The sequence below is a fragment of the Amycolatopsis sp. NPDC039088 genome (assembly GCF_055598845.1).
In genome coordinates this window covers 72,150-97,761 of sequence record NZ_JBVKAE010000004.1, presented here as the reverse complement: position 1 = coordinate 97,761, position 25,612 = coordinate 72,150, and the positions used below count along the sequence as shown (strand labels likewise).

At 68.4% G+C, this 25,612-nt stretch carries 20 protein-coding genes; 8 read left to right on the top strand and 12 right to left on the bottom strand.

What is annotated here, in order from left to right; genetic code table 11:
* Positions 1–55 precede the first annotated feature (55 nt).
* The 8 genes from secA to ACZ7KI_RS06805 all read right to left on the bottom strand — a co-directional run bounded on the left by secA (position 56) and on the right by ACZ7KI_RS06805 (position 11,316).
* Positions 56–2,884 (bottom strand): preprotein translocase subunit SecA, encoded by a 2,829-nt coding sequence (gene secA, locus ACZ7KI_RS06840; RefSeq protein ID WP_470272242.1) that lies wholly within the window; start codon positions 2,882–2,884, stop codon positions 56–58.
* Between the two features lie 251 nt (positions 2,885–3,135).
* Positions 3,136–3,828, bottom strand: a complete 693-nt coding sequence (hpf, locus tag ACZ7KI_RS06835; protein WP_037306587.1) for a ribosome hibernation-promoting factor, HPF/YfiA family — start codon at positions 3,826–3,828, stop codon at positions 3,136–3,138.
* Between the two features lie 542 nt (positions 3,829–4,370).
* Positions 4,371–5,021, bottom strand: coding sequence for a ComF family protein (locus ACZ7KI_RS06830; protein ID WP_470272241.1), 651 nt, complete (start codon positions 5,019–5,021; stop codon positions 4,371–4,373).
* A 602-nt stretch (positions 5,022–5,623) separates the two neighbouring features.
* Positions 5,624–7,354 carry an LpqB family beta-propeller domain-containing protein gene (locus ACZ7KI_RS06825; protein ID WP_470272240.1) on the bottom strand — a complete coding sequence of 577 codons (1,731 nt, stop codon included), beginning with the start codon at positions 7,352–7,354 and terminating at the stop codon, positions 5,624–5,626.
* Positions 7,351–9,033, bottom strand: a complete 1,683-nt coding sequence (gene mtrB, locus ACZ7KI_RS06820; RefSeq protein WP_470272239.1) for an MtrAB system histidine kinase MtrB — start codon at positions 9,031–9,033, stop codon at positions 7,351–7,353. Before mtrB ends, ACZ7KI_RS06825 begins: the two co-directional genes overlap by 4 nt.
* Positions 9,034–9,076: 43 nt before the next feature.
* A complete protein-coding gene (gene mtrA / locus ACZ7KI_RS06815) occupies positions 9,077–9,754 on the bottom strand; it encodes an MtrAB system response regulator MtrA (protein WP_005150760.1) in 678 nt (225 codons plus the stop codon).
* 111 nt (positions 9,755–9,865) lie between these two features.
* Positions 9,866–11,002 (bottom strand): NAD(P)/FAD-dependent oxidoreductase, encoded by a 1,137-nt coding sequence (locus ACZ7KI_RS06810; RefSeq protein WP_470272238.1) that lies wholly within the window; start codon positions 11,000–11,002, stop codon positions 9,866–9,868.
* Positions 10,999–11,316: a bifunctional 3-phenylpropionate/cinnamic acid dioxygenase ferredoxin subunit gene (locus ACZ7KI_RS06805; protein WP_470272237.1), complete on the bottom strand. Its 318-nt coding sequence runs from the start codon at positions 11,314–11,316 to the stop codon at positions 10,999–11,001. Before ACZ7KI_RS06805 ends, ACZ7KI_RS06810 begins: the two co-directional genes overlap by 4 nt.
* A 153-nt stretch (positions 11,317–11,469) precedes the next feature.
* Here ACZ7KI_RS06805 and ACZ7KI_RS06800 point away from each other — a divergent pair, with 153 nt between their 5' ends.
* The 4 genes from ACZ7KI_RS06800 (at position 11,470) to ACZ7KI_RS06785 (ending at position 17,197) form a co-directional block, all read left to right on the top strand.
* On the top strand, positions 11,470–12,255 hold the full coding sequence (locus ACZ7KI_RS06800; RefSeq protein ID WP_470272236.1) for an IclR family transcriptional regulator: 786 nt from the start codon (positions 11,470–11,472) through the stop codon (positions 12,253–12,255).
* A gap of 252 nt (positions 12,256–12,507) precedes the next feature.
* Positions 12,508–14,955, top strand: a complete 2,448-nt coding sequence (locus ACZ7KI_RS06795) for a GcvT family protein (protein ID WP_470272235.1) — start codon at positions 12,508–12,510, stop codon at positions 14,953–14,955.
* Positions 14,952–16,097 (top strand): N-methyl-L-tryptophan oxidase, encoded by a 1,146-nt coding sequence (gene solA, locus ACZ7KI_RS06790; protein WP_470272234.1) that lies wholly within the window; start codon positions 14,952–14,954, stop codon positions 16,095–16,097. Before ACZ7KI_RS06795 ends, solA begins: the two co-directional genes overlap by 4 nt.
* Complete coding sequence (locus tag ACZ7KI_RS06785) at positions 16,094–17,197, top strand: aromatic ring-hydroxylating oxygenase subunit alpha (protein ID WP_470272233.1); 1,104 nt, start codon at positions 16,094–16,096, stop codon at positions 17,195–17,197. Before solA ends, ACZ7KI_RS06785 begins: the two co-directional genes overlap by 4 nt.
* A 38-nt stretch (positions 17,198–17,235) precedes the next feature.
* Here ACZ7KI_RS06785 and ACZ7KI_RS06780 read toward each other — a convergent pair whose 3' ends face one another.
* The 3 genes from ACZ7KI_RS06780 to ACZ7KI_RS06770 form a co-directional block, all read right to left on the bottom strand.
* The gene (locus ACZ7KI_RS06780; RefSeq protein WP_470272416.1) at positions 17,236–17,868 is read right to left on the bottom strand and encodes a dTMP kinase; all 633 of its coding nucleotides are present in this window, start codon (positions 17,866–17,868) and stop codon (positions 17,236–17,238) included.
* An 85-nt stretch (positions 17,869–17,953) separates the two neighbouring features.
* Positions 17,954–18,721 (bottom strand): hypothetical protein, encoded by a 768-nt coding sequence (locus tag ACZ7KI_RS06775; protein WP_470272231.1) that lies wholly within the window; start codon positions 18,719–18,721, stop codon positions 17,954–17,956.
* Entirely contained in the window at positions 18,718–19,302 is a 585-nt protein-coding gene (locus ACZ7KI_RS06770; protein WP_470272415.1) for a papain-like cysteine protease family protein, read from the bottom strand. Before ACZ7KI_RS06770 ends, ACZ7KI_RS06775 begins: the two co-directional genes overlap by 4 nt.
* 250 nt (positions 19,303–19,552) lie before the next feature.
* On the opposite strand from ACZ7KI_RS06770, the gene ACZ7KI_RS06765 reads away from it, so the two are divergent.
* From ACZ7KI_RS06765 to ACZ7KI_RS06755, 3 genes are all read left to right on the top strand, one after another.
* Positions 19,553–20,548: a hypothetical protein gene (locus tag ACZ7KI_RS06765; protein WP_465503797.1), complete on the top strand. Its 996-nt coding sequence runs from the start codon at positions 19,553–19,555 to the stop codon at positions 20,546–20,548.
* Between the two features lie 190 nt (positions 20,549–20,738).
* Complete coding sequence (locus ACZ7KI_RS06760) at positions 20,739–21,182, top strand: helix-turn-helix domain-containing protein (protein ID WP_470272230.1); 444 nt, start codon at positions 20,739–20,741, stop codon at positions 21,180–21,182.
* 70 nt (positions 21,183–21,252) lie between these two features.
* Positions 21,253–21,765 carry a hypothetical protein gene (locus ACZ7KI_RS06755; RefSeq protein WP_470272229.1) on the top strand — a complete coding sequence of 171 codons (513 nt, stop codon included), beginning with the start codon at positions 21,253–21,255 and terminating at the stop codon, positions 21,763–21,765.
* On the opposite strand, the gene ahcY is transcribed toward ACZ7KI_RS06755, so the two are convergent.
* Positions 21,753–23,225, bottom strand: a complete 1,473-nt coding sequence (ahcY, locus tag ACZ7KI_RS06750) for an adenosylhomocysteinase (RefSeq protein WP_061985970.1) — start codon at positions 23,223–23,225, stop codon at positions 21,753–21,755. The genes ACZ7KI_RS06755 and ahcY overlap by 13 nt on opposite strands.
* 92 nt (positions 23,226–23,317) lie before the next feature.
* Between ahcY and ACZ7KI_RS06745 the strand changes: the two genes are divergently transcribed.
* On the top strand, positions 23,318–25,612 hold the full coding sequence (locus ACZ7KI_RS06745) for a hypothetical protein (RefSeq protein ID WP_470272228.1): 2,295 nt from the start codon (positions 23,318–23,320) through the stop codon (positions 25,610–25,612).

Genomic DNA, 25,612 nt, shown 5'->3' with positions numbered 1-25,612 from the left:
CAAAGGGGGCCTTCTCCGCCGGTCCTGCGCGGAGAAGGCCCCCTTCGGCTCGCGTTTAGCGGCGCGGGCCCTTCTTGCCCTTCTTCTGGGAGGCGCGCTGCGCGGCGCGACGCTCCCGGCGGGTCCCGCTCTGGTCACCGGCGTCGCCGGCGGCACTGTCCGAATGCGACTCGACGCCGCCGTCCTCGGACGGGCCCGACATGGTCAGCCCGGACCGCGAACCGCCGCCGAGTCCCTTGCCGCGCAAGGCGGACGGCACGGATTCGGTGTCGGTCGCCGGACCCTGCGGAGGCGTCGGACGGGCGTGGCGGCCGTCGCCGTTGGCCTGGCCGTTCCCGGAAGCGACACCGGCGGGCAGCGCGGCCGCCGACTCCGGCGACGGCGCGGCGGGCTCGGCCTGCTCGACCTGGAGGTTGAACAGGAAGCCGACGGCCTCCTCCTTCAGCGACTCCAGCATCGCGCGGAACATGTCGTAGCCCTCGCGCTGGTACTCGATGACCGGGTCGCGCTGGGCCAGGGCCCGCATGCCGATGCCCTCCTTGAGATAGTCCATCTCGTAGAGGTGCTCGCGCCACTTGCGGTCGAGCACGGTCAGCATCACCTGACGCTCCAGGCTGCGCATCGCGCCCTCGCCGACCTTGGCGTCGATCTCGGCCTCACGCTCGTCGTACGCGCGGTGAGCGTCCTTGAGCAGCGCCTCGCGAAGCCCTTCGGCGTCGAGGTCGTCGTCCTCGGTGAGCTCTTCCCAGGTGACCCCGACCGGGTACAGCGTCTTGAGCGCCGTCCACAGCTTCTCGTGATCCCAGTCCTCGGCGTAGCCCGACGAGGTCTCCTCGGTGACGTACGCGTTGATGACGTCGACCAGCATGTGCTCGATCTGCTCGCGCAGATCCTCGCCCTCGAGGACGCGCAGGCGCTCGGCGTAGATCACCTTGCGCTGCTCGTTCATGACCTCGTCGTACTTGAGGACGTTCTTGCGGATCTCCATGTTCTGCTGCTCGACCTGCGTCTGCGCGCTCTTGATCGCCTTGGAGACCATCTTGTGCTCGATCGGCACGTCGTCCGGCAGCCGCATCGTGGTCATGACCCGCTCGACCATCGACGCGTTGAAGCGGCGCATGAGCTCGTCGCCGAGCGACAGGTAGAAGCGGGACTCGCCCGGGTCGCCCTGACGGCCGGAACGACCGCGGAGCTGGTTGTCGATCCGGCGGGACTCGTGCCGCTCGGTGCCGAGCACATACAGACCGCCGGCCTCGCGGACCTCCTCGGCCTCGGCCTTGGCCTCCGCCTGGATCTCTTCGAGGACCTTCGGCCAGGCGGCCTCGTACTCCTCCGAGTGCTCCACCGGGTCGAGGCCCCGCTCGCGCAGCACCTCGTCGGCGATGATGTCCGGGTTGCCGCCGAGCACGATGTCGGTACCGCGGCCCGCCATGTTGGTGGCGACCGTGACCGCGCCCTTGCGGCCCGCGCGGGCGACGATCAGCGCCTCCCGGTCGTGGTGCTTCGCGTTGAGGACCTCGTGCGGGACACCCAGCTTGAGCAGCAGCTTCGACAGGTGCTCGGACTTCTCGACACTCGTGGTGCCGACCAGCACCGGCTGGCCCTTCTCGTGCCGCTCGGCGATGTCCTCGGCGACGGCCTCGAACTTGGCCTGCTCGGTCTTGTAGATCAGGTCGGCCTGGTCGGCGCGGACCATCGGCTTGTTGGTCGGGATCGGCACCACACCCAGCTTGTAGGTCTGGTGGAACTCGGCCGCCTCGGTCTCGGCGGTACCGGTCATGCCCGACAACTTGTCGTAGAGCCGGAAGTAGTTCTGCAGCGTGATCGTGGCGAGCGTCTGGTTCTCGGCCTTGATCTCGACGCCTTCCTTGGCCTCGATCGCCTGGTGCATGCCCTCGTTGTAGCGGCGGCCGTGCAGGATGCGGCCGGTGAACTCGTCGACGATGAGGACTTCGCCGTCACGGACGATGTAGTCCTTGTCGCGCTTGTAGAGCTCCTTGACCTTCAGCGCGTTGTTCAGGTAGCCGACCAGCGGCGTGTTCGCGGCCTCGTAGAGGTTCTCGATGCCGAGCTGGTCCTCGACGAAGGCGACACCCTTTTCGGTGACACCGACGGTGCGCTTGCGGATGTCCACCTCGTAGTGGATGTCCGGCTTCATCAGCGGGGTCATCCGCGCGAACTCGATGTACCAGCGCGAGGACTGGTCGGCCGGGCCGGAGATGATCAGCGGCGTCCTGGCCTCGTCGATGAGGATGGAGTCCACCTCGTCGACGATCGCGAAGTTGTGGCCACGCTGTACGCAGTCTTCGAGGCTCCACGCCATGTTGTCGCGGAGGTAGTCGAAGCCGAACTCGTTGTTCGTGCCGTGCGTGATGTCGGCGGCGTACTGCTGACGGCGGACCTCGGGGGTCTGATCGGCCAGGATGATCCCCACCTCGAGGCCGAGGAAGCGGTGGATGCGACCCATCCACTCGGCGTCACGTTTGGCGAGGTAGTCGTTCACCGTGATGACGTGCACGCCTTTGCCGGACAGCCCGTTCAGGTACGCGGGAAGCACCTGGGTCAGGGTCTTGCCCTCACCGGTCTTCATCTCGGAGACCTGGCCGAGGTGCAGCGCGGCGCCGCCCATCAGCTGGACGTCGTAGGGCCGCTGGCCGAGCACGCGCCAGGCGGCCTCCCTCGCCACCGCGAACGCCTCCGGCAGGAGGTCGTCGAGTGACTCGCCGTCCGCGTGCCGTTTACGGAACTCGTCGGTCTTCGCCCGCAGCGCCGTGTCCGAAAGTTCCTTGACGTCGTCTTCGAGGGTGTTGATGTGATCGGCGATGTTACGCAGCCGCTTCACCATTTTGCCCTCGCCCGCGCGGAGCAGGCGGTTCAGCACCATCCGGTCGACCTCACTAGCTGATTTGTGATCGCACCCGAGCCGGTCCCGGGCAATCTCGTACGCGGTGGTGCCTGGTACCGCACCACCGTCCGACCCCCATCGTAGGGAACACCTCGGTGTTCGCGCACGCACCGTCTGTCGGTACTTGACGAGGCGGGGTCGTATCGCGCCTGATCCGGACACGGCAGCGGCCCGCACGCGAACACGTGCGGGCCGCCGTCATGGGCGTCTGTGGTCGGTTGGAGGGCCGGCTAACTCAGCCGGATCACGCCGTAGTCGAAGCCTCGCCTCCGGTAGACGACGCTCGGGCATCCGGCGTCGGAGTCGTTGAAGAGGTAGAAGTCGTGGCCGACCAATTCCATCTCGTAGAGGGCCTGGTCCACCGTCATCGGTACCGCGTCGTGTTTCTTCTCGCGGACGACGCGACCGGGCTGATGTTCGGTCACCCCGTCATCCCAGCGCTGCTGCTGGGGCATCTCGAAGTCGTCACCGCTCTCGACAGCGAAACCGTTGGCCATGGGTTCGGCCTCTGGCGCTTCGAGGACAGCGGTGCCTGCCAGATGTCGGGTGTCGGTGGTCATGCCACCGGCGACCGCGATCGAAGTCGCCTCGGCGACGGATTCCGGGCGGCTGCGGCCGTAGTGCACGCGCCGTCGGTCGTGTGTCTTCCGCAACCGGTTCTCGAGCTTGTTCAGTGCGGAATCCAGCGCTGCGTAGAAGTCGCCTGCACACGCTTCAGCGCGTACGGCGGGGCCCCGTCCCTTCCCGGTGATTTCGACCCGCTGGCAGTTTTTGGACTGCCGGCGATTGGGCTCGTGGAAGAGTTCCACGTCGTAACGGATGACCTTCTTGTCGTAGCGCTCTAGCCGGGCCAGCTTTTCGCTGACGAGTGCCCGATAGTGGTCGGGCACCTCCACGTTGCGGCCCTTAACGACGATGTCCATACACGACCTCCCTCGCTGAAATGACTGCGAGCTGTAGATGTGTTCACTAGGGCGCCGGTAAAGCGGGGACGAAGCCCGGATCGCGGGCGGTGAGAGAACTCGGCATGCGCCACGACGTCTCGTGTCGGTTGTCCGAGCGCGGACTCAGCGCGGCTCCGGCGCCAGGGACATGGGCTGGTCACCTCCCTGCCTGCCGGGATTGCTGATAGCGCTGCACGTTAGCCGCATCACGCCGCGAGCAACAGCCCCCGAGCCGGGGGATATCAGGACGTGAGAGCTCGTCACCGCACGCGACGACGGGGGTGTGGACAGCGGGACAATCCGGCCTGTCGGGCGTCGTCCCCGTGATTTGTTTTCACGCGGACGGCGCAAGCCTTCGGACAGGAAAAAGCCGAGGGTGACGCTGCCCGGGGAATCAGCCGCCACCCCGGTGGAGTGGCGGGCTGTCGGAGTGTTCCCCGGTAGCCTCCTCATATCCCGTCAACGCCCTTGTACCCATTCCCGTTCCCGACTATTCATCACTCTTGTAGGTGACCGCCTCATCACCCGGCGGCGGCCAGCGCCACCACGGCGTGAACATGAATTCCGCTTACGTCCAAAAGGCGCGTACAAGCGGCGGCCGTCGCTCCGGTTGTGATCACGTCGTCAAGAAGAATGACCGGCGTCCCCTTCGGTGGGACGGCTCCGGGAGCGACGCGGACGCGTCCTTCCAGGTTCGCCGCACGCTCGGCCTTGGTGAGCCTCGCGGCGTCGCGGACGCCCGCCTTGAGGCTGAGCACAGGCGCCACGGTCGCTCGTTTCCCGTTACGCGAAAGGGATTTCGCGCATTCCTCGGCCAGCCGTCGGATATGCGGTCCACCTCGGACACGTGAGGCGTGCCGTCTCGATGGGACAGGGACGAGCCACCATCCGGCGTCCTGCCCGGCGGGGAGTTGAGGCAGGGCTTCGGCGACAGCCCTGCCCAGGGAAGGCGCGAGATCGCGTCGGCCGCGTTCCTTGTAGGCGAGGATCAGGCGGCGGGCTTCGTCGGCGTAGCGGGCCAGGGCGTAGACGGGGACGAGGCCGGCCGTCGGGGCGCGGGTTATCTCGCTGAGCGAACCCCAAACGGCTTGGCAGACCGGGCAGCACGGGGCGCCGGGCACACCGCAGGAGGCGCAGCGGGCGGGGATGAGGAGATCCAGGATTTCGGACATGGCGCGAGTGTCTTCGGAGGTACCGACGTTTTCCGGGCGACTTGCGCCGTGAGAGGTCCGCTTTGGACAGTTTCGGGCCAAAGGTGACCGGTCATGACCGCAGTTCTGGAGAAGGCCGCTCCGCCTGTTGGGCGAAGCTCCTTCGCCGCTCCTGCCGCCTTCGCGCTTACTAGCCTCCCTGGGCTCGCGGTCCGTGAAGGCCTCCTTCCCTACTTTGAGGGCAGGGTCCCGGCAAAGTCGCATAGCTGCTGGTCAGTGCGACTCTTGGTGGTCCGGATGTGGCATCGCTGATGCCCGCGGGGTCCGAGTGTGGAGGATTTGGGACGTTGAACGTCCCAAATCCTCCACACTCGAGGTGCACCGGCTTCAGGGGCATACCCCTGAAGCTCTGTTGATCAAGCTTCGCAACCGGGGTGCGACCCCGTGTCTGCGCCATGACGAAGAGGTCCCCGACCTGCAGCATCCCGACATTGCCGGGACCCTGACCCTCAAAGTGGGGAAGGAGGCCTTCACGGACTCCCGGGCACCCTTATTCGCTAGCGATGCTAGGAAAGCTAGCGATACTAAAGGTCCCTTGCTCCCCTTCTGCCGCGCGTGAAGGCTCAGCCCGGGTAGAACGGATCCGCGTCGGTGACGGTGTGCGCCTGCGGCCGCCAGACCTCGCCCAGTTCGGAAGCGACCCACAGCCCGCCCGCGTCCGCGACCAGGTTCTGCCGGTTGGGCGCCGCGGTGACGCCGTGCACCGGCGGGGTCAGGTTCGAGCTGTTGAAGGTGTCCATCCGCTGCCCGTCCAGCGGCACCTTGACCACCGGCAGGGTGCTCGACGACGTGGCGACGATCAGGTGGTCCTGTGTCGCCCAGTCGACGTCGACGACGTCCTTGAGCTGGCGTTCCTGCAGCGAGCGAGGCGCGCGCAGGGCCACCGAATCCGCCGTCCGCACGATCGAGGCGATCACCAGCTGGCCGTTGACCACCGCGGCCAGGCGTGATCCGTCGCGCGAGAGCCGCAGTTCGGTGATCTGGCCGAGTCCGGTGAGCATGGTCGCGTCGACGCCCGCCTTCACCCAGCGGCCGTCCGCGGCCAGCGTGACCCTGGCGACGGTGTTGTGGTCGACGACCGTCCAGACCTCGCCCGAAACCCCGCCGCTGCCGCGAGGGACCGGCCGCCAGGTCGGGCGGCTCAGGCTGCCGCCGAACAGGTCGACCGAGGCGAGGTCGTGGCCGAGATCGCCGACCCGCAGCCACTGTCTGCCGTCCCGCTCTTCGACCACCGCGAGCCGTTTGCCGTCGACGGACTGCGCGGCGCTGACGACCTTGTACCCGCCGTTGCCCGCCGGCCCCCCGACCGGAGCCCCGTCGCCGAGCGACCGGACCCGCCCGTTCACCGTCATCAGCCCCTTCAGCTCCGAATTGGGCTCGATCTCCGTGTTGTACGCGGGCAGGTCACTGGAGCGCCAGTACTCGTGGTCCGGCACCAGCGCGGTGCCGTCGGCCAGCAAGCGGATCCGGCTCAGCGTCACCGTCTGCAGGGAGAGGACGATCTGCGCGGCGATCAGGGACCGGTCCGCGGGGCTGGCCCCGCCGATACCGGTCAGCGCGACGTCCAGGGTCCCGTCGTCCGTGCTGCGCACGTTCGTGTCGGTGGTGACTTGGTCCGCGAGCAGGTCTTTGACCGCACCCTTCAGCCCTTCCGACGGTCCTTGCAGCACCAGGTCCATCACCCGGCCAGGGAGCCCGGACTGCGGTTTCGCCGCGACGTAGCGGAGGTCGGGGACGAAGGTGCCGGAATCGGGTGAGTAGAACCGGATCGGCACCCGGAAGTAGTTGACCGAGAAATCCTCGTCGGTGATGGCGAGATCCTGCGGCGGATCCACGATCCGCCACTGGCCGTTCGACTGCTTCCGCAGCTTGAACTGCTGCGAGTACTCGGCCTTCTGCGGGATGAACGCGCTGTCGGGGCTCAGGGTGCCGAGTTTGAACCCGCGGACGTTCACCAGCTGCTCGTCCGGGTTCGCCTGCGGTGACGAAGTGTCGTAGACGGTGCCGAAGGTGTCGTCGATGATCGTCAGCCCCGGCGACGGCTTCCAGGTACGCCGAGCCTCGTCGTCGAGGTAGACCCGCGCGTTGGCGTTCGCGGTGCCCGGTGTCGCGGAGTTGCGGATGAACTGCCGGGTGACGGTCAGCGAGTCGATCCCGGCCGCCGGTTCGGGGACGTCCACCGGTGCTTGCGCGGGTTTGTCCCCGGAGACGACGGCGGGCTGGGATTCGAGCGGGATGTTCGCGCAACCGGCGACCAGCAGAAACACCGCGAGCAGGGTCAGCAGCCGTTTCACCGGCCCACCTCCTCGGACTCGGCGAAGATCGCCTCGGGCGCCGGCCTGACTTCGAGCAGTCCGGACGACAAGCCGAGTGAGTCGGTGCCCTTGTGATCGGGCGGCGGCAGCACCAGCGGGCTCTCCCCCATCGGCGTGTCCTGCTGTCGCGGCAGTACGAGCCGGAAACAGGCGCCGTGGCCGGTCTCGCCCCACGCGTCGAGCACGCCGCCGTGCAGCCGCGCGTCCTCCTGGCTGATCGCGAGGCCGAGCCCGGTGCCGCCGGTCCGGCGGTTGCGGGATGGGTCGGCGCGCCAGAACCGGTTGAACACCAGTTCCGCCTCGCCGGGGCGGAGCCCGACGCCGTGGTCGCGCACGGTGATGGCGATCGCGGTCTCGTTCACCGCCAGGGTCAGGACCACCGGTTTCCCTTCGCTGTGGTCCACCGCGTTGGCCAGCAGGTTGCGCAGGATCCGCTCGACGCGGCGCGCGTCGACCTCGGCGGCTGCCTCTTCGTCCGGCAGTACCAGCTCGACCGAACTGCCCGCGTTGCCCGCGATCACCCGGACCTGTTCGACGGCCCTGGTCGCGATCGGCCGGACGTCGATCAGCTCGGCCGATAGCTCCTCCACCCCCGCGTCGAGCCTGCTGATCTCCAACAGGTCGCCGAGCAGGGCTTCGAACCGGTCGAGTTCGTCGACCAGCAGTTCGGTGGAGCGGGCGAGGCCGGCCGGGAACTGCTCGCGTGACGCGTGCAGCACGTCGGCCGCCATCCGGACGGTGGTCAACGGGGTGCGCAGTTCGTGCGAGACGTCGGAGGTGAACCGGCGCTGCAGCCCACCGAAGTCCTCGAGCTGCCGGATCTGCCGCTGGATGCTCGCGGCCATCTCGTTGTAGGACACGGCGAGTTTGGCCAGATCGTCCTCGCCGAGCACGGCGAGCCGCTGGTCGAGGTCGCCACCCGCGAATCCCTCCGCCGCCGCGGCGGCCTGCCGGACCGGCCGCACCACCTGCCGGGTGACCAGGTTCGTGATCCCGGCCAGCAGGAGCAGCAGCACGAGACAGCCGACGAGCAGCGTGTTCTGCACGGTCGAGACGGTGTTCTGCTCACTGGTGAGCGGGTAGAGCAAGTAGAGCTGAAGCGGGTTGATCATGGTGGTCACCGGGGCACCGACGATCAGATACGTCGTCTTGCCGCCGTCCGGTTCGGTGACCGTGTGTATCAGGTAGCTGACCTGCTCGGTCTCCACGAACTGACGCAGCCGCACCGGCACCCGCTCGTAGGGACCGGCGGCCACCGGCTGGCTCGACAGGTCGCGGCCACCGGCGGCCAGCACCGGTTCGAAGGTGCCGGCGGCCGAGCCCGCGCCGTCCTGCGAGGTCGTGGTGCTGGAGATCTTCTTCAGCGCGTTCTTCAGCCGCGCGGCCATCGCTTCCGGCGTTTCGGCGCCGACGCCGACCAGCTCGCTGGCCGCGGTCTCGACGACCGCCCTGGTCTGCGCGATCGCCGCGTTCTGCTTGGTTTCGAGCAGCCGTTCGGTGATCTGGTTCTGCAACACCATGCCCAGTACGAACACCACGGCCGACGACAGCGCCAGTGTGGACACCGTGACCCGGAACTGCAGCGAATGCCGCCACAGCTCGTTGAAGGCGATGGACTTACGGCGCACGAAAACCACGATGCGCCGAAGGCGGCGCATCGTGGTTTGGGCAAGCTGGGGAAAGCGTCCTCTCATGGGGCGATCACGGCGGGCCGGCCTTGTACCCGACGCCGCGAACGGTCAACACCACCTCGGGGTGTTCCGGATCCTTCTCCACCTTCGACCGCAGACGCTGGACGTGCACGTTCACCAGGCGGGTGTCGGCGGCGTGGCGGTAACCCCACACCTGCTCGAGCAGCACCTCACGGGTGAACACCTGCCGCGGCTTGCGGGCGAGCGCGACCAGGAGGTCGAACTCGAGCGGGGTCAGCGGGATGGCCTTGCCCTCCCTGGTCACCTCGTGGCCGGGGACGTCGATCGCGAGGTCGCCGATCGTCAGCGACTCGGCGGGCTCGGCCTCGGTGCGACGCATCCTCGCGCGGACGCGGGCCACCAGCTCCTTCGGCTTGAAGGGCTTGACCACGTAGTCGTCGGCACCCGACTCGAGCCCGAGGACGATGTCCACGGTGTCGCTCTTGGCGGTGAGCATCACGATCGGCACACCGGACTCGGCCCGGATCGCCTTGCAGACGTCGATGCCGTTCATGCCGGGCAGCATGAGGTCGAGGAGGACCAGATCCGGTTTCAGCTCACGAAGCGCCGGCAGCGCCCGTGAGCCGTCGGCCACGACGGCTGTGTCGAACCCCTCCCCACGCAGCACGATGGTGAGCATCTCCGCGAGAGCAGGGTCGTCGTCGACGACCAGAACACGTGCCTTCATAAACCTATGTTCGCACTAGTTTCCCCGCGCGAGCGCGCGACCCGGCGATGTGACCACCAGAAAGATCATCGAATCGGGCAAATTGCTCCATCCGAGTAGGGCATTCGGACCCTAGAGGGAGCGCCGGAGCCTGGTGAAGGGGCGAGGAGAGTCGATGGCGAACACACCGGCCAAGGCGTCGTCGCGGTAGTAGGCCGCCACGAAACGCTTCGCCGCGACATCGCCTTCGACGGTCCGGACGTCTTCTGTGGCCACTCCGGCGAACTGGATGCGGCGTCCGTACTGATCGGACCAAAAGTAACCGTGTCGTGCGAAATGCGTGACGGTCGCGCCGGCGAGCAGATTCGCGACCGCGACGCCCGCCTGTTCGTTCGCGGCCGTCCAGTGCTCGGCACGGAGCCGTCTACCGCGCAGACGGCAGCGGTACCGCGCGACGTCACCCACCGCGATCACTCGGGGATTCGCTGTGACACAGCCGGAATCGACCAGCACCCCGTCGTCGACGGCGAGCCCGGAACCGGTCAGCCATTCGGTGGCCGGTCTCGCCCCCACTCCGGCGACGACGAGATCGGCGGCGATCTCCCTGCCGTCCGCGAGCCGCACACCGGTGACACGATCGGTCCCGGCGAACCCGGAAACGGGAACGCCGGTGAGCAACCGGACATCGCTCTCGGCGTGCAGCGCGCCGCATACCGCGCCCATTTCCGGTCCGACGACCGAAGCCAGCGGGACGGGCATCGCCTCGATGACGGTGACGTCGTGACCGAGCAGACGGCAGGCGGACGCGACCTCCGCGCCGATGAATCCCGCGCCGATGACGACCACCGCGGCAGGCCCGGCCGCGAGGCCTCGTTTCAGCGCGACGGCGTCGTCGAGCGTCCGCAAGGTGTGAACGCCTTTCAGATTCCTCGCCGCGCCAAGGGTTCTGGCCACGGCGCCGGTCGCGATGACGTAACCGTCCGCGGCGATCGTCGTACCGTCGTCGAGCGCCACGCCGTCGCCGGTGAGCCGTTCGGCGCGGACGCCGAGGTGCCATTCGGCCTCCAGCGCGTCGAGACCGGTTCGCCCGTCGAGGGCGAGATCCTCGGCGGAAACCTTGCCCAGCAAGAAATCCTTCGACAACGGCGGCCGATCGTACGGCGGTTCCGCGCCGATCATCACCAGCCGCCCGTCGAAGCCCTGCGCGCGCAGCTCCTGCGCCGACCGGAGTCCGGCCAGGGACGTGCCGACGACGGCGACGGTTCTCAAGCCACTTCCTGACGCGCCTCGGTGTCCACGTAGATCACCCCGTCGTCGACGACGACCGGGTACGTGCGCACGGCGTGTTTCGCGGGCAGGCAGGCCGGGACGCCGGTCCGCAGATCGAACCGCGCCGCGTGCAGCGGGCATTCGACGAAGCAGTCCTCGATCCAGCCGTCGGCGAGCGACGCGTCCTGGTGAGTGCAGGTGTCGTCGAGGGCGTAAAACCCGCCCTCGGCATGGAAGACCGAGACGGGGACGGGGCCATCCAGGCGGAGAGCCTCGCCTTCGGGCAGTTCGGAGACGGAGCAGGCACGGATCATCGGGGCCTCCGGGGAAAGGACCGACGGTTTGTTGATGTTGCGTATTACGAGACTGGACGTGCTCTGCGCAACAATCGCCCCCGAGGGGCCGGTGCGTCAAGAGATTCGCCCACTCAGCCGAGCGGATGTGGGCGAAACGGCTACTGTTGCGTCATGCGGAACCAGGACACGGGGAACGCAACACCCAGTCAGGTGCAGTCCGTCGACCGCGCGATCAGCGTGCTGGAACTGCTGGCACGCAACGGGGAAACGGGTATCACCGAGATCGCGGGTGAACTCGGCGTGCACAAATCGACGGCCTCTCGTCTGCTGAGCGTCCTGGAAAACCGCGGCCTCGTCGAGCAGCTCGGCGAACGCGGCAAGTACGCGATCGGTTTCGGTGTCGTCCGGCTCGCCGGTGCCGCCACCGGCCGGATGGATCTGGCGAAACTGGGCAGGCAGACCTGCCAGGGGCTGGCCGAGACGCTCGGCGAAACGGTCAACATCGCGATCGCCGACGACGGGGTCGCGATCAACATCAGCCAGGCCCGCGGCTCGGCCGCGATCACCACGCAGAACTGGACCGGCCAGCGCACGCCGCTGCACGCCACCTCCAGCGGAAAGGTCCTGCTCGCGTACATGGACGACGTCGAGCGCAAACGCTTGCTCCGGCGGAAACTCGAACAGTTCACGCCGCGGACCACGATCGACCCCGACGAGCTGACCGCCGAACTGGAGCGCGTGGCCGAGGACGGGTACGCGGCCTGCTTCGAGGAGCTGGAGCTGGGGATGCACGCGGTCGCGGTCCCGGTGCACGGGCCCGGCGGCGAGGTCGTCGCGGCGATGAGCGCGTCCGGTCCCTCGTACCGGCTCTCGAAGCAGCGGGTGCGGCAGATCGTGCGGCCGCTGACCGAGGCCTCCGCGGCTCTCTCGGCGCAGCTGGGGTACTTCACCGAGTGAGGTGACCGGTCCTTTCACGGCCCACGTGCGCGCTATGAAAGGTCCTTTCCTTGCAAATTTTGCAAGGAAAGGACCTTTCATTGCGCGCGCCGGTTGAAGCAGCCGACCTCTTCTGGCTCTTGACAGCGTGCCCGCACGTGCCGCACTTTGTTGCTGAAGACGGAACACCGTGCCTCATCCGCAACAGCGCCGGTCACCCCGATGCCCCGTGTCCACTGTGGACGCCTGGGCAGGCAGGAGGTTCCCCTCACCATGGCCCTCAGACCCCGCGTGGTCGTGATCGGCGCCGGTATCGTCGGCTGCGCGATCGCCGACGAGCTGACCGAACGCGGCTGGACCGACCTCACCGTGCTGGAACAGGGCGACCTGTTCACCACCGGCGGGTCCAGTTCGCACGCGCCCGGACTGGTCTTCCAGACCACCGGCTGCCGCACGATGACCGAGTTCGCCCGCTACACCGTCGCCAAATACGGCGCGCTCGACCTCGACGGCAAGCCGTGCTTCCGGCCGGTCGGCGGGCTGGAGGTGGCCACGACGCCGGAGCGGCTCGCCGACCTCAAGCGGCGACACGGCTGGGCGACCGCGTCGGGTGTCGAAAGCAGGCTGATCGAGCCGGACGAATGCGCCACGCTGCATCCGCTGCTCGATTCGGCCAAGGTGCTCGGCGGGTTTCACATCCCGTCCGACGGTCTGGCGAAACCCCTGCGGGCGGCCGAGGCACAGGCCAGGCGCGCGATCGGTCGCGGCGCGAAATTCCTCGCGCACCAGAAGGTCGTCGGCGTCGAAAGCGCGGGCGGACGGGTCACCGGCGTCACCACCGAGGCCGGGAGTTTCCGCGCGGACATCGTGCTCTCCTGCGCCGGGATGTGGGGTCCGGTGCTCGGCGAACTGGTGGACCTCACGATCCCGCTGGTCCCGATGGCGCACCAGTACGCGCGCACCACTCCCCTGCCGTCACTCGCCGGTGCGCTCGAAGAAGCGACCCTGCCGATCCTGCGGCACCAGGACGCCGACCTCTACTTCCGCGAGCACGCCGATCGCATCGGCATCGGCGCCTACGGGCACCGGCCGATGCCGTTACCCGCCAAGGAGATCGGCGATCCTCGCACCAGCGAGGGTATGCCGTCGGAACTCGCGTTCACGCCGTCGGACTTCGAAGAGTCCTGGGCGGCCGCCGTCGCGCTGCTCCCACCCTTGGGCGAGACCAAGGTGGAAGAAGGCATCAACGGGCTGTTCTCGTTCACCCCCGACGGGATGCCGCTGCTGGGTGAGCATCCGGACCTCGACGGGTTCTGGGTCGCGGAAGCCGTCTGGATCACGCATTCGGCCGGGGTCGCGCGGGCGATGGCGCAGTGGCTGGTCGACGGGCAGCCCGAGGCGGATCTGCACGGTTGCGACCTCGCCAGGTTCGAAAAGGTGCAACTGGCCCCGGACTACGTCATGGCACGCAGTTGCCAGAGCTTCGTCGAGGTCTACGACGTCGTCCATCCCTTGCAACCCATGGAGGAACCGCGGCCACTGCGGACGAGCCCGTTCTACGAGCGGCAGGCGGACCTCGGCGCGTTCTTCCTCGAAGCGAGCGGCTGGGAGCGGCCGCACTGGTACGAGGCGAACGCGAACCTGCCGGAAGTCGACCTCATCCCGGCCCGCAACGACTGGGCCGCGCGATACTGGTCACCGATCGGCGGCGCCGAGGCACTGGTCGCGCGGCAGCGGGTCGCGATGTTCGACATGACGTCGTTGAAACGCGTGGAGGTCACCGGACCCGGTGCGCTGCCGTTCCTCCAGACCATGACCACGAACCAGCTCGACAAGAAACCCGGCTCGGTCACTTACACCCTGTTGCTCGGCGAGGACGGCGGCGTGCGCAGCGACCTCACCGTGGCCAGGATCGGCACCGAACGGTTCCAGGTCGGGGTCAACAGCGCCATCGACATCGACTGGCTGCGACGGCATCTGCCGGGTGACGGCGCCGCGCAGATCCACGAGACAACGCCGGGAACCTGTTGCATCGGCTTGTGGGGGCCACTCGCCAGAGCGGTGCTCCAGCCACTGTCCACAACAGACTTCTCCCACAAGGCGATGGGCTACTTCAAGACGAAACAGGCCTACGTCGGCCAAGTGCCGGTGACCGCGCTGCGACTGTCCTATGTGGGCGAACTCGGCTGGGAGCTGTACACGAGCGCCGACCTCGGCCGCGAATTGTGGGACACGCTCTGGGACGCCGGGCAGGCGCACGGCGTCATCGCCGCCGGACGCGACGCCTTCTCCAGCATGCGACTGGAAAAGGGGTACCGCCTGTGGGGCACCGACGTCACCGCGGAGCACGACCCGTTCGAGGCCGGACTGGGTTTCGCGGTAAGAATGGACAAGGGTTACTTCATCGGGCGGGACGCGCTGGCCGGCCGCTCGGAAGACACCGTCACCAGGAAGCTGACCTGCCTCACGATCGACGATCCGTACTCGGTGGTCCTCGGCAAGGAACCCGTGTACGCCGACGGCCGCCCCGCCGGATACGTCACCAGTGCGGCGTACGGCTACACCGTCGCGAAGAACATCGCGTACGCCTGGCTTCCGGTCGAGTTCACCCAGCCGGGCAGGCCGCTGGAGATCGAGTACTTCGGCGAGCGGATCCCCGCCGTCGTGGCGAGTGAACCGCTGTTCGACGCCGGCATGACCCGGATCAGGAGTGCCGCATGAGCCATTACGACGTCATCGTCATCGGCCTCGGCGGGATGGGCAGCGCGGCCGCGTACCGGCTCGCCCGGCGCGGACAGCGGGTGCTGGGCATCGACCAGTTCGCGCCGGTGCACAATCTCGGCTCCAGCCACGGCGGCTCGCGGGTCACGCGGCAGGCGTACTTCGAAGATCCGGCGTACGTCCCGCTGCTGGTGCGGGCACACGAACTGTGGGACGGGATCGAACGCGACTCCGGCCGGAAGATCTTCACCCGCTGCGGCGGGATCATGCTCGGTGCCCCCGGCTCGCGGACGGTGTCGGGAAGCCTTGCCAGCGCCCGGAAATGGGATCTGCCGCACGAGATCCTTGACGCGTCGGAGGTCCGGCGCCGGTTCCCGACGATGAACCCGGCCGAGGGTGAAATCGCGCTGTACGAGGAGAACGCCGGATTCGTGGTACCGGAAGGCAGTGTGGCGGCACATCTGCAACTCGCCACACGGGCCGGGGCCGAACTGCGCCACGAGGAGAAAGTCCTTTCGTGGCACCAGACGTCCACCGGTGTCCGGGTCGGCACCTCGCAGAACTTCTACACCGCCGAGCAGCTGGTGATCTGTCCCGGCGCCTGGGCACCGGAACTGCTCGCCGAACTCGGTGTCGAGTTCACCATCGAACGGCAGATCCAGTACTGGTTCGCCCCGTCGGGCGGAGCGGAGGCGTTCCGTGCGGAACGGCATCCGATCTACGTCTGGGAAGGCGAGAACGGCCGTCAGTTCTATGGCTTCCCGTCACACGACGACTCCGGGAGCGTGAAGGTGGCGTTCTTCCGCGGCGGCAAGACCTGCACTCCGGAGACCATCGACCGGACGGTGCACGCCGAGGAGATCGGCGAGATCTCCGCTTTCGTCGGCCGGAAGATGCCGTCGCTGCCCGGCACCTTCCTGCGGGCGGCGACCTGTATGTACACGAACACCCCTGACGAGCATTTCGTCATCTCCCGCCATCCCACCTGCGAACGCGTGGTGGTCGCCTGTGGCTTCTCCGGGCACGGTTTCAAATTCGTGCCGGTGGTCGGCGAGGTGCTCGCCGACCTGGTGGTGGACGGCACCACCGACCATCCGATCGCCCTGTTCGACCCCGCCCGGCTGACGGGAGTGCCGAGATGACGAGTCTCATCCCGACGCTGGCAGGCGATTACTACACCGACCCCGGGATCTTCGCGGCCGAACAGGAAAAACTCTTCGAGCGCGGGTGGTTCTGCGCGGTGCGTTCGGCGGATCTGCCGTCGGCGGGCGACTTCCGGACCGTCCAAATCGGACGCGAGAGCGTGCTCGTCAGCCGAGGCCGTGACGGTGGGCTGAAGGCGTTCCTGAACGTCTGCCGCCACCGGGGCGCCCGGCTGTGCACCGAGGAGTCGGGCACGGTGAAGCGCGCCTTCCAGTGCCCGTACCACGCGTGGACCTACGGACTCGACGGGAAGCTGATCGCGGCGCCGAATCTGGCGAACCTGCCGGACATCGACCGCGCCGGATACGGCCTGCACACCGTGCACCTGCGGGAGTGGCTGGGTTACGCGTGGGTCTGCCTGGCCGCGGACCCGCCGTCGTTCGAGGCCGACGTCGAAGGCGCGGTGCGCGAACGGCTGGGCGACGTCGAGTCGATCGAGCGGTACGGCCTCGACGGGCTTTCGGTCGGGCGCCGGATCACCTACGACGTCAAGGCGAACTGGAAGCTGATCGTCGAGAATTTCATGGAGTGCTACCACTGCGCGACGATCCACCCCGAACTGACCGAGGTGCTGCCGGAGTTCGCCGACGGCTACGCGGCGCAGTACTACGTCGGGCACGGTGCCGAGTTCGGCGAGGACGTCGACGGGTTCACCATCGACGGCGGGTCGGGCTTCGCGCGGCTCGACGGCGTCGCGAGCGAGCAGGACAGGCGGTACTACGCGATCACCATCCGGCCGCAGGTGTTCGTGAACCTGGTGCCGGATCACGTGATCTTCCACCGGATGTACCCCCTCGCGCCGGACCGGACGGTCGTCGAATGCGATTGGCTGTACTCGGCCGACGTCGTGGCCTCCGGCCGGGACGTGTCACGGTCGGTGGAGTTGTTCCACCGCGTCAACGAGCAGGACTTCGCCGCGTGCGAACGCTGTCAGCCCGCGATGGCTTCCCGCGCCTACCGCGACGGCGGCGTCCTGATGCCCTCGGAGCACCACATCGGCGAGTTCCACGACTGGCTGCTCAAGCATTTAGAGGACTGAACGCGGTAGTTGCGCACGCAAGTACCGCATTTAGAGGACTAAACGCCGAGAAGGGTGGTGGCCAGCGCGGCGGTATCGACCCCGGCGACGCCGTCGAGAACGTGCCAAGGCGCGAGCCAGCCGGTCGCGGCCAGTTCGTCGTAGACCACCGAGCAGCGCTTCTGGAGCGCGTCGTCGGTCTCGAAGGAGTCCCGCGCGCGGGCGGCGTCGCCCTCCGCACGGCGCTGCGCGCGTTCGGCGGCGACGTCGGAGGTGACCCGCAGCAGCAGATGCGCGGCGGGCACCGGCAGACCGAACCGCTCGATCTCCAGGTCGCGGAGCCACCGGACGAACTCGCCGTCCACGCCCTGGTGGAGCCGGGCCGCGCCGTACGCCGCGTTCGAGGCGACGTACCGGTCGAGCAGCACGACGTCGTGATCGTCGAGACGGGCGCGGATCTCGTCCGCCGCGCCGCGACGGTCGAGCGCGTAGAGCATCGCCATGCCGTAGACGGAGTCGGCGAGGTCGCCGTGTCCTCGGTGCAGCGCCTCGCGCACGAGGTCTGCGTGCACGCTTTCGCCGTAACGCGGGAACGCGATCGACGTGACGCTCGCGCCGTCGGCGTTCAGCGCACCGGTCAGCGCGTCGGCGAGGGTGCGCTTTCCGGCGCCGTCCAGACCTTCGATCACCACGAGTCGTCCCACAGCGCCTACTTTAAGGTGCCGTGGTCGACCGGCGGGCCAGGCGGGGTCAGCACACGCCCGGCCCACCGGTCCGCTAGGGGACGCGCCGCTTCGAGTGGAGGAAGAAGCCGGCGATACCGATGAGGAGCAGGCCGCCGAAGATCAGCAGCGGGACGAAGCCGGTGTCCTGCGCGTCGGGTGCGGGGCCGCCGTCACCGCGAGGCATCACCTGGGCGTTGTAACCACCGGCCTTGCCTTCTTGGGCGTAGGGCGAGCCCGCGAGCATCGATCCGTACCGGCCGGAGACCGTCTTCTGGTACTCCGCGAGTGTGGTCGACGCGCCGGACGCGTAGCCGCCGGCGCCCGAGTCGAGCAGCGTCACCCGGCCGTCGCGCAGCGCGTACCAGGCGTCGACCTGGGGCTCGTGGAGCAGCGTCGCACCGGCGGGCAGCCGCCGGGCCAGTTCGCTTTCCCGGTCACCCGACGCGATGTTGCCGACGCGCCAGACACCGTCGTCGCCACGGACCGACCAGACCGTCGCGGTCTGCCCGTCGGACGCCGTCACCGGGATGGCGACATAGGCGAGCTGCCCGGCGACCGCGCCGTTTCCGGCGACGAAATCCCTCGAAAGCTCGTAAACCGGGACGGATTCGTCGACGACGGTGACCGACGGCGAATGCCCCGAACCACCCGTCTGAGTGAAGAACCGACTGATTTCCGCACGCAGCGTGGGATCGTCGGCGGCCGCCTTCGCGGCCGCGAGATCTTCACCCGACAGGTGATCCGCGCGCGCTCCCGGCGCCGACGTCAGCAACGCGATCGCGACGAGCCCGGCGAGCCCGAGGAGCCGCCGCGCCCTCATCGCCGGATCCCGGTGAGGGTGTGGGTCCAGGTGAAGGACCGGTTGCCGGCGTAGAAGTCGTAGGTCGACCAGTTGTAGCGGTTACCGGTGGGCAGTGGATCCCCCCACGAGACCCACTTCCGGCCGGTGTCGTAGCCGTAGAGCACGTGCATGTGGCCGCCGCCCGCGGCCCAGCCGACCCTGGTCTGCACCGGCTGCCCGGCACCGGTCTGCGCCTGAACGGCCGAGTAGCCGATGCGGCCCTTGACGTAGTTTCCCGGGGCCGAGAAGCCGAGCTTCCCGAAGGCATGCCGGACGTCGCCCAGCGTCCCAGTGCGGTCGGCGCAGTCCCGGCGCCGCTCGTCGTGGGCCATCCGGCAGAATTCGTTCTGGCTGACGGTGACGCCGTGGCGTGCCGCGATGGTGTTGCCCGAGGCCACCCAGCACCACTGCGACTTTTCCTGTACCTGCATGACGATGGGGTTCTGGTAGGCGGAGTGCTGCCGGGCCGGCGGCGAGGGCAGCGCGCTCGCCGGGGTCGCGACCGCGAGCCACGCCGCGAGACTCGCGGCGCCCGCGGCGCAAACCCTCCTCGAGAACACAGGCACGACGGGCCTCCTGGTCACCATGGCGAACCAATGTGGTCACAACGGTGAACAGAAGGTTCACACAGAGCAAGATGGGCACTCGGCGGAACGGACCGTTCCGGGGCGTTTCCGCACCCCGGAACGGTCACTCTTCCGGGGTCAACCACCCCGAACGGGGGACGTAGTGTTCACAGTGCGCTGCTAACGTGAACGTTCCGCGGTGTTCACGCTCAGCGCACACACTGGTCTGGTGAAGGGACGAGCGGTGACACGAGAAGGGGACACCCCGACGATCATCGACGGCGCGCGCCGTCAACCGCTCGAAGCACTGCCCAAAGAGCTGGTCGAAGCCCTGCGCAGCGGCGAATTCCACCACGCGTTGCGGCAGGCGATCGCCTATCGCGGTCTCTCTCTGGCCCGGCTTCGCGCCCATCTCGGCCTTCGCGGCGTCCAAATCGGACAGTCGACGCTGAGCTACTGGCAGCGCGGGTTACGCCAGCCGGAGGTACCCAAGGCGCTGCCGGCGGTCCGTGCCCTGGAATCGGTGCTGCAACTGCCTCCCGACGCGCTCGTCGTGTTGATCGGGCCGCGGACGGCGCGGGCGCGCGGGCATCAGATGGCCGCGTCGTTCCACGACATCCGTTCCGGTGACATGGGTTCGATCGTCGACCAGCTGCTGTCCGAACTCGGCGCGTACCCGTCGGCCAACCGCTACAACGCCGATCTCGAAATGCTTTCGGTGCACGACACGATCACCTTCGACGCCGCGCACCGGCAGGTCGGCCTGCAGACCCGGCTGGTGTGCCGGGCACGGCGGCACGGCCCGGACCGGTACGTCACCGTCTACAACGGCGACCCAGGCTGCAATATCGGCGACGTCGAGCTGATCACCGCCGAGGGCTGCCGGGTCGGCCGGATCCGGCGCAACGCCGACGCCGAGACGATGGCCACCGAGCTGCTCTTCGACCGGAAGCTCGCCGAGGGCGAGATCCACGTGTTCTGCTTCGAGGTCCGCGACGACTCGGGCACCGCGTCGCCCGGCTACTTCCGGATGTTGCGGGACCAGTGTTCGAGCTATCTGGTGCAGCTCAAGTTCGCGCTCGGCGCGCTGCCCGCCCGCTGCACGCGGCAGTTCCGGACCCGCGACGACGCCGTGCCCGTCGAGTCCGAGGAGCTGCCGCTCGACATGGGCGGCGTGACCAGTGGCTACTTCAGCGACGCCGGGCCGGGGCTGGCCGGCATCGAGGTCGAGTGGCGCTAGCCCGCGCGGGCTCACGGACCTGGTGGTGATCCAGACTGCATCACCAGCCCGCTTCAGCGGTGAACCACCAGGGTGTGATGTGTGCGCATCGAGCTTGCGCGCACGCCAGCTCGATGGTTCTCTGGACCCAAGGTTGCAGATACAGGTGAAAGCCTGTGCGGATGTAACTGCAGATCGTAGTGGGGAAGTGATGAGCGTGTCGACGCTGGTGGGTACGACCGATCGGGATGTTGTGCTGGCCGACAAGCGCGACCAGCAGCAAGCCCAGGAACTGGCGAACCTTCTCCCGCGCCGCGGTGCCCGATTTACCGCGGACAGCGGCGGGGGAGATCAGACCATCCCGGTTCCGATGGAGCTGTCCCAGATCATCACCCAGGTCGTTCAAGCCGTGGCCCTCGGGCAGACCGTCACGGTCAGCTCGATGCCCGAGGAACTCACCACCACCGCGGCGGCCAAGCTCCTCGGCATCTCCCGGCCCACGCTGATGCGCATGGTCAACGCCGGTGAGATACCAGCCCGCAAGGTCGGCTCGCACACGCGCCTGCGGACCGTTGATGTGCTACAAGAGCAACAGGCCCGCCGGCAGCGGCAGATCGCCGCGTTCGACGAACTCCGCGCGCTCGAAGACGACTGAAACGCAGGTGCACGGCCGTTCCGGCCGCGACCGGGACGGCCGATAACCTCGTGCGGTGGTCCCGACGAGAGTGTTCGTCGATGCGAACGTCCGCGTCGAGGACTTCGTCGTCGACGGCTCGTTTCCCGGCAAGGACGCCGACGACGAACACGTGCACGCCGCGGCGATCGCCTGTTCCGCAGAAATCATTCTGAGCTGCGACAACGGGTTCTCCCAGAACGGGGTGGACCCGGACTCCCTGCCCTACGAGGTGTACAAACCTGACGAGTTCTTCGTCCTCATCGACGACAGCGCACCCGAGCTCGTGCGCGAGGTGACCCGGCGGCAAACGATGTACTGGGCACAACGCGCCGCCGGGCGTGCCGATCTGGCAGGCAAGCTGATCGACGCCGGATGCCCTGTCTTCGCCGAGCGAGTCCGCAGCCACCAGGGTCAACTTTCGTTCCCCGCCGCGGCCGCGGATGTGGGCACAGCCGTGGGAACGACGCACCTCCCGCCGGCCGGTCAGCCCGCCATGAAAGGTCCTTTCCTGGCAAATTTTGCAAGGAAAGGACCTTTCATGGCAGCCGGTCAGTACCGGTAGTGATCCGTCTTGAACGGGCCTTCGACGTCCACGTCGATGTACTCGGCCTGCTCCTTGGTCAGCTTCGTGAGCTCACCGCCGAGCGCGTCGAGGTGGATCTTCGCGACCTTCTCGTCGAGCTTCTTCGGGAGGCGGAAGACCTCCTTGTCGTACTCCTCGTACTTGGTGAACAGCTCGATCTGCGCGATCACCTGGTTGGAGAAGCTGTTCGACATCACGAACGACGGGTGGCCGGTCGCGTTGCCCAGGTTCAGCAGACGGCCTTCCGACAGCACGATGATGCTCTTGCCGTCCGGGAAGACCCACTCGTCGACCTGCGGTTTGATGTTGATCCGCCGGATACCCGGGTAGCGCTGCAGACCCGCCATGTCGAGCTCGTTGTCGAAGTGGCCGATGTTGCCCAGGATCGCCTGGTGCTTCATCTGAGCCATGTGCTCGACGAGCACGACGTCCTTGTTTCCGGTGGTCGTGATGATGATGTCGGCCTCGCCGAGGACGTTCTCCAGCTTCTTGACCTGGTAGCCGTCCATCGCCGCCTGCAGCGCGCAGATCGGGTCGATCTCGGTGACGATCACCCTGGCGCCCTGGCCGCGCAGCGATTCCGCGGCGCCCTTGCCGACGTCGCCGTAGCCGCAGACGACCGCGACCTTGCCGCCGATGAGGACGTCGGTGCCGCGGTTGATGCCGTCGATCAGCGAGTGCCGGATGCCGTAGCGGTTGTCGAACTTCGACTTGGTCACGGCGTCGTTCACGTTGATCGCGGGGAACAGCAGCTCACCGGCCGCGGCGAGCTGGTAGAGCCGCAGGACGCCGGTGGTGGTCTCCTCGGTGACCCCGCGGATGCCTTCGCCGATCTTGGTCCATTTGCCGGTGTCGGCCGCGACGGAGGCGCTCAGCAGCTGGAGGAACACGCGGAACTCGTCCGAGGTGTTCTCGTCCGGCGAGGGGACGACGCCCGCCTTCTCGAACTCGGTTCCCTTGTGCACCAGCATGGTGGCGTCGCCGCCGTCGTCGAGGATCATGTTGGGACCCTCGCCGTCCCAGGTCAGCATCTTCTCGGTGCACCACCAGTACTCCTCCAGCGACTCGCCCTTCCAGGCGAACACCGGCACACCCTTCGGCTCCTCGACGGTGCCGTGCGGGCCGACGACGACCGCCGCGGCGGCGTGGTCCTGCGTGGAGAAGATGTTGCACGAGGCCCAGCGCACCTCCGCGCCCAGCGCGACGAGGGTCTCGATCAGCACCGCGGTCTGTACCGTCATGTGCAGCGAGCCCGAAACCCGGGCTCCCCGCAGGGGATACACCTCGGCGTACTCGCGGCGCAACGCCATCAGGCCAGGCATCTCGTGCTCGGCGAGGCGGATCTCCTTGCGGCCGAACTCGGCGGCCTCGAGATCGGCGACGGCGAACTCGATGCCGTTGCGGGTGTCGTGCCGCTTGGCAACGCTTTCGGGGGTCATATGCGCGCTTCCTCCAAGGTTGGATGACATCGGAACAGTACCGTTGTCGGCTCAGTCCCCACTGGAACGGTTTGGAGGCCTTCACCGTGGTCATGCCGGGTCCCGACACCCGCGTCGTCGAAATACGCGTACCCGGGCTGGTGGGCACGAGCGGTGAAAGCCTGCTGGATTCGACGTCGGTGGTCGACGTCGCGGGCGACGGGATCGGCAGGCTGATCCGGCCGTCGGACCGGCTGCGCCGTCCCGCTCCCGGTCCGGTGCTGCCCGCGCTCGGCCGTTCGATCCCGCGCATTCTCGAAGGCTACCTGTGGAGCGGGATGACCTCCGGGGGTGCGGCCAAGGCCACCTGGGCGCTGCTGTTCCCCTTTTCGCTGGCGAACGTCGCGCACTGGATGCTGCCGCCGGTCCCGGAGGGCAAGCGGTCCGCCGCGCTGCTCGCCGCCGCTTGCCGAGGCGTGTTGCGGGTGGCTTCGCTGCTGCTGACGATGCTGCTGATCAGCCAGCTCGCGGTGGTCTCGCTGGACCTGTTCGCCGCACAATGCCTCGCCCCCGGCTCCGCCTGCCTCTCGGGCGCGCCGTCGTTCCTGCGGGATTTCGCGCCGCTGCGGACCGCGATCGGCGTGGTGCCGCTGCTGGTGCTGATCTTCGTGCTCGACCGGATCCCGTCCTCGGACTGGCGATCACGGAACAGGCTGCACCGCGCCCACAGTTCGAGCCCGCTGCAGCCCCAGGACCTGCCGCGGACGCCGGGCCTGCGCACGCTGCACACCGTCGCCGCGTTGACCTGTGTCGCGCTTCCGCTGCTCGGCGGGCCGTTCCGGCTGCCGACGGCGACGTTCGACCTGATCGTCTGGAGCTGCGCGCTGGTGCTCGTCCTCGCCGCGCTCGTGGCTTCGACGGTCGGTTTCTCGGCCGGACCGATCGTCCGCGGCGGAGTGATCGCGATCGCCGTGGCGCTGGTCGGGATCGCCGTCGTCCGCCGGACACCGCTGCCGGCCGGGCTGTCGGGCGGCGGTCTCGGCGGAGCCGACGGGACGGTCGAAGCGCTCGGCGCGGCGATGGTCGCGGTGACCTCGCTGTTCGCGCTGATGCTCATCCCGGCGGCGTTGCTCGGCCGTCCGACCTGGAAGCACCTGCCGCACCGGCTGCGGCCGTGGCTCGGCGGCTGGGCCGCGGCCCCGGTCCTCGCGCTCGCCGGGCTGCTCGGTGGCGGCTTCGGCGCGGGACTCGCGGTCGCGCTACGGCAACTGGTCGGCGCGAACGATCTGCGGCTGCCCGACACCTACCTCCTGGTGACCGTGCTGTGGGGCGCCGGGCTCGCGCTCGCCGTCGTGCTCGGTGTGCTCGGGTTCGCCGTGGCCGTCCCGCTGCGGCGCCTGCGTCGCGGCATCCCGAAGATCGTCGCGCTGATGGAGATCAGCAAGGCACAGGAAGAAGAGGCCGCGCGCGTTTGGGCCCGTGCTTCGTGGGAACGCAAGCATCTGCACCATCTCGCGCTCACCGTCGCGCTGGCGATGGCGGCGGGCGGTGGCGCGCTCCTGGTGGCGCGCTTCGGTTTCGAGCACCTGCCCGGCTGGTTCACGCCGCTCTCGACGATCGGTGTCTTCGCGCTCGGCGCGCTGGCGGCGGGGCTGCTGCGGGTCGTGTTCGCCGCCGCGACGACGCCCAAACGCAGCCGTCACCTCGGCGCGCTGGCGGACCTCGTGTGCTTCTGGCCGCGTGCCGCGCATCCGACCGTCCCGCCGAGTTACGCGCTCAAGGTCGTCCCGGAACTCGCGGACCGGGTCAAGGAACACCTCGCCGATCCGGGCACGCGGGTAGTGCTGTCCGGGTACAACCTCGGCAGCCTGCTCACCGTGCTCGCGGCGGCGCGGGTGATCGCCGATCTCCCGCCGGAAGACCGCGACCGCGTCGGGCTGCTGACCGCGGGCTCACCGCTGCAATGGGGTTATCAGCGGGCCTTCCCGGCGATGCTGCCGCAGGCCCAACTGGCCGCGCTGTACGAGGATCTCGACGGCCGATGGCGGGCGCTGTGCCGCGGCACGGACATCTTCGGCGGCGGCGTCACGACGTGGCGGCACCGCGTGGTGGGCGGGAAACTGCTCGGCGACGGCTATCTGGCCGCCGGTGGAACGGGACCGCTGGCCGCCGAAGCCGACGACCAGGGCGTCCTCGTGCTCGGGGGCGACCACTGGCTGCCCGACCCCATGCGCGGGCCGACCGGGCGGCACCGCTGGGCGCCCGGCGTGCTCAAGCACACGGACTACGTCGTCGACGCCGAATGGGACAACGCCGTCGCGATGGCCGCCGGACTCGGCCGTCCCCGCCCGACGAAACCCTGGGGCGAGCAGGGCTCGCTGTTCGGGGACTTCCCCCAGATGCGCTGA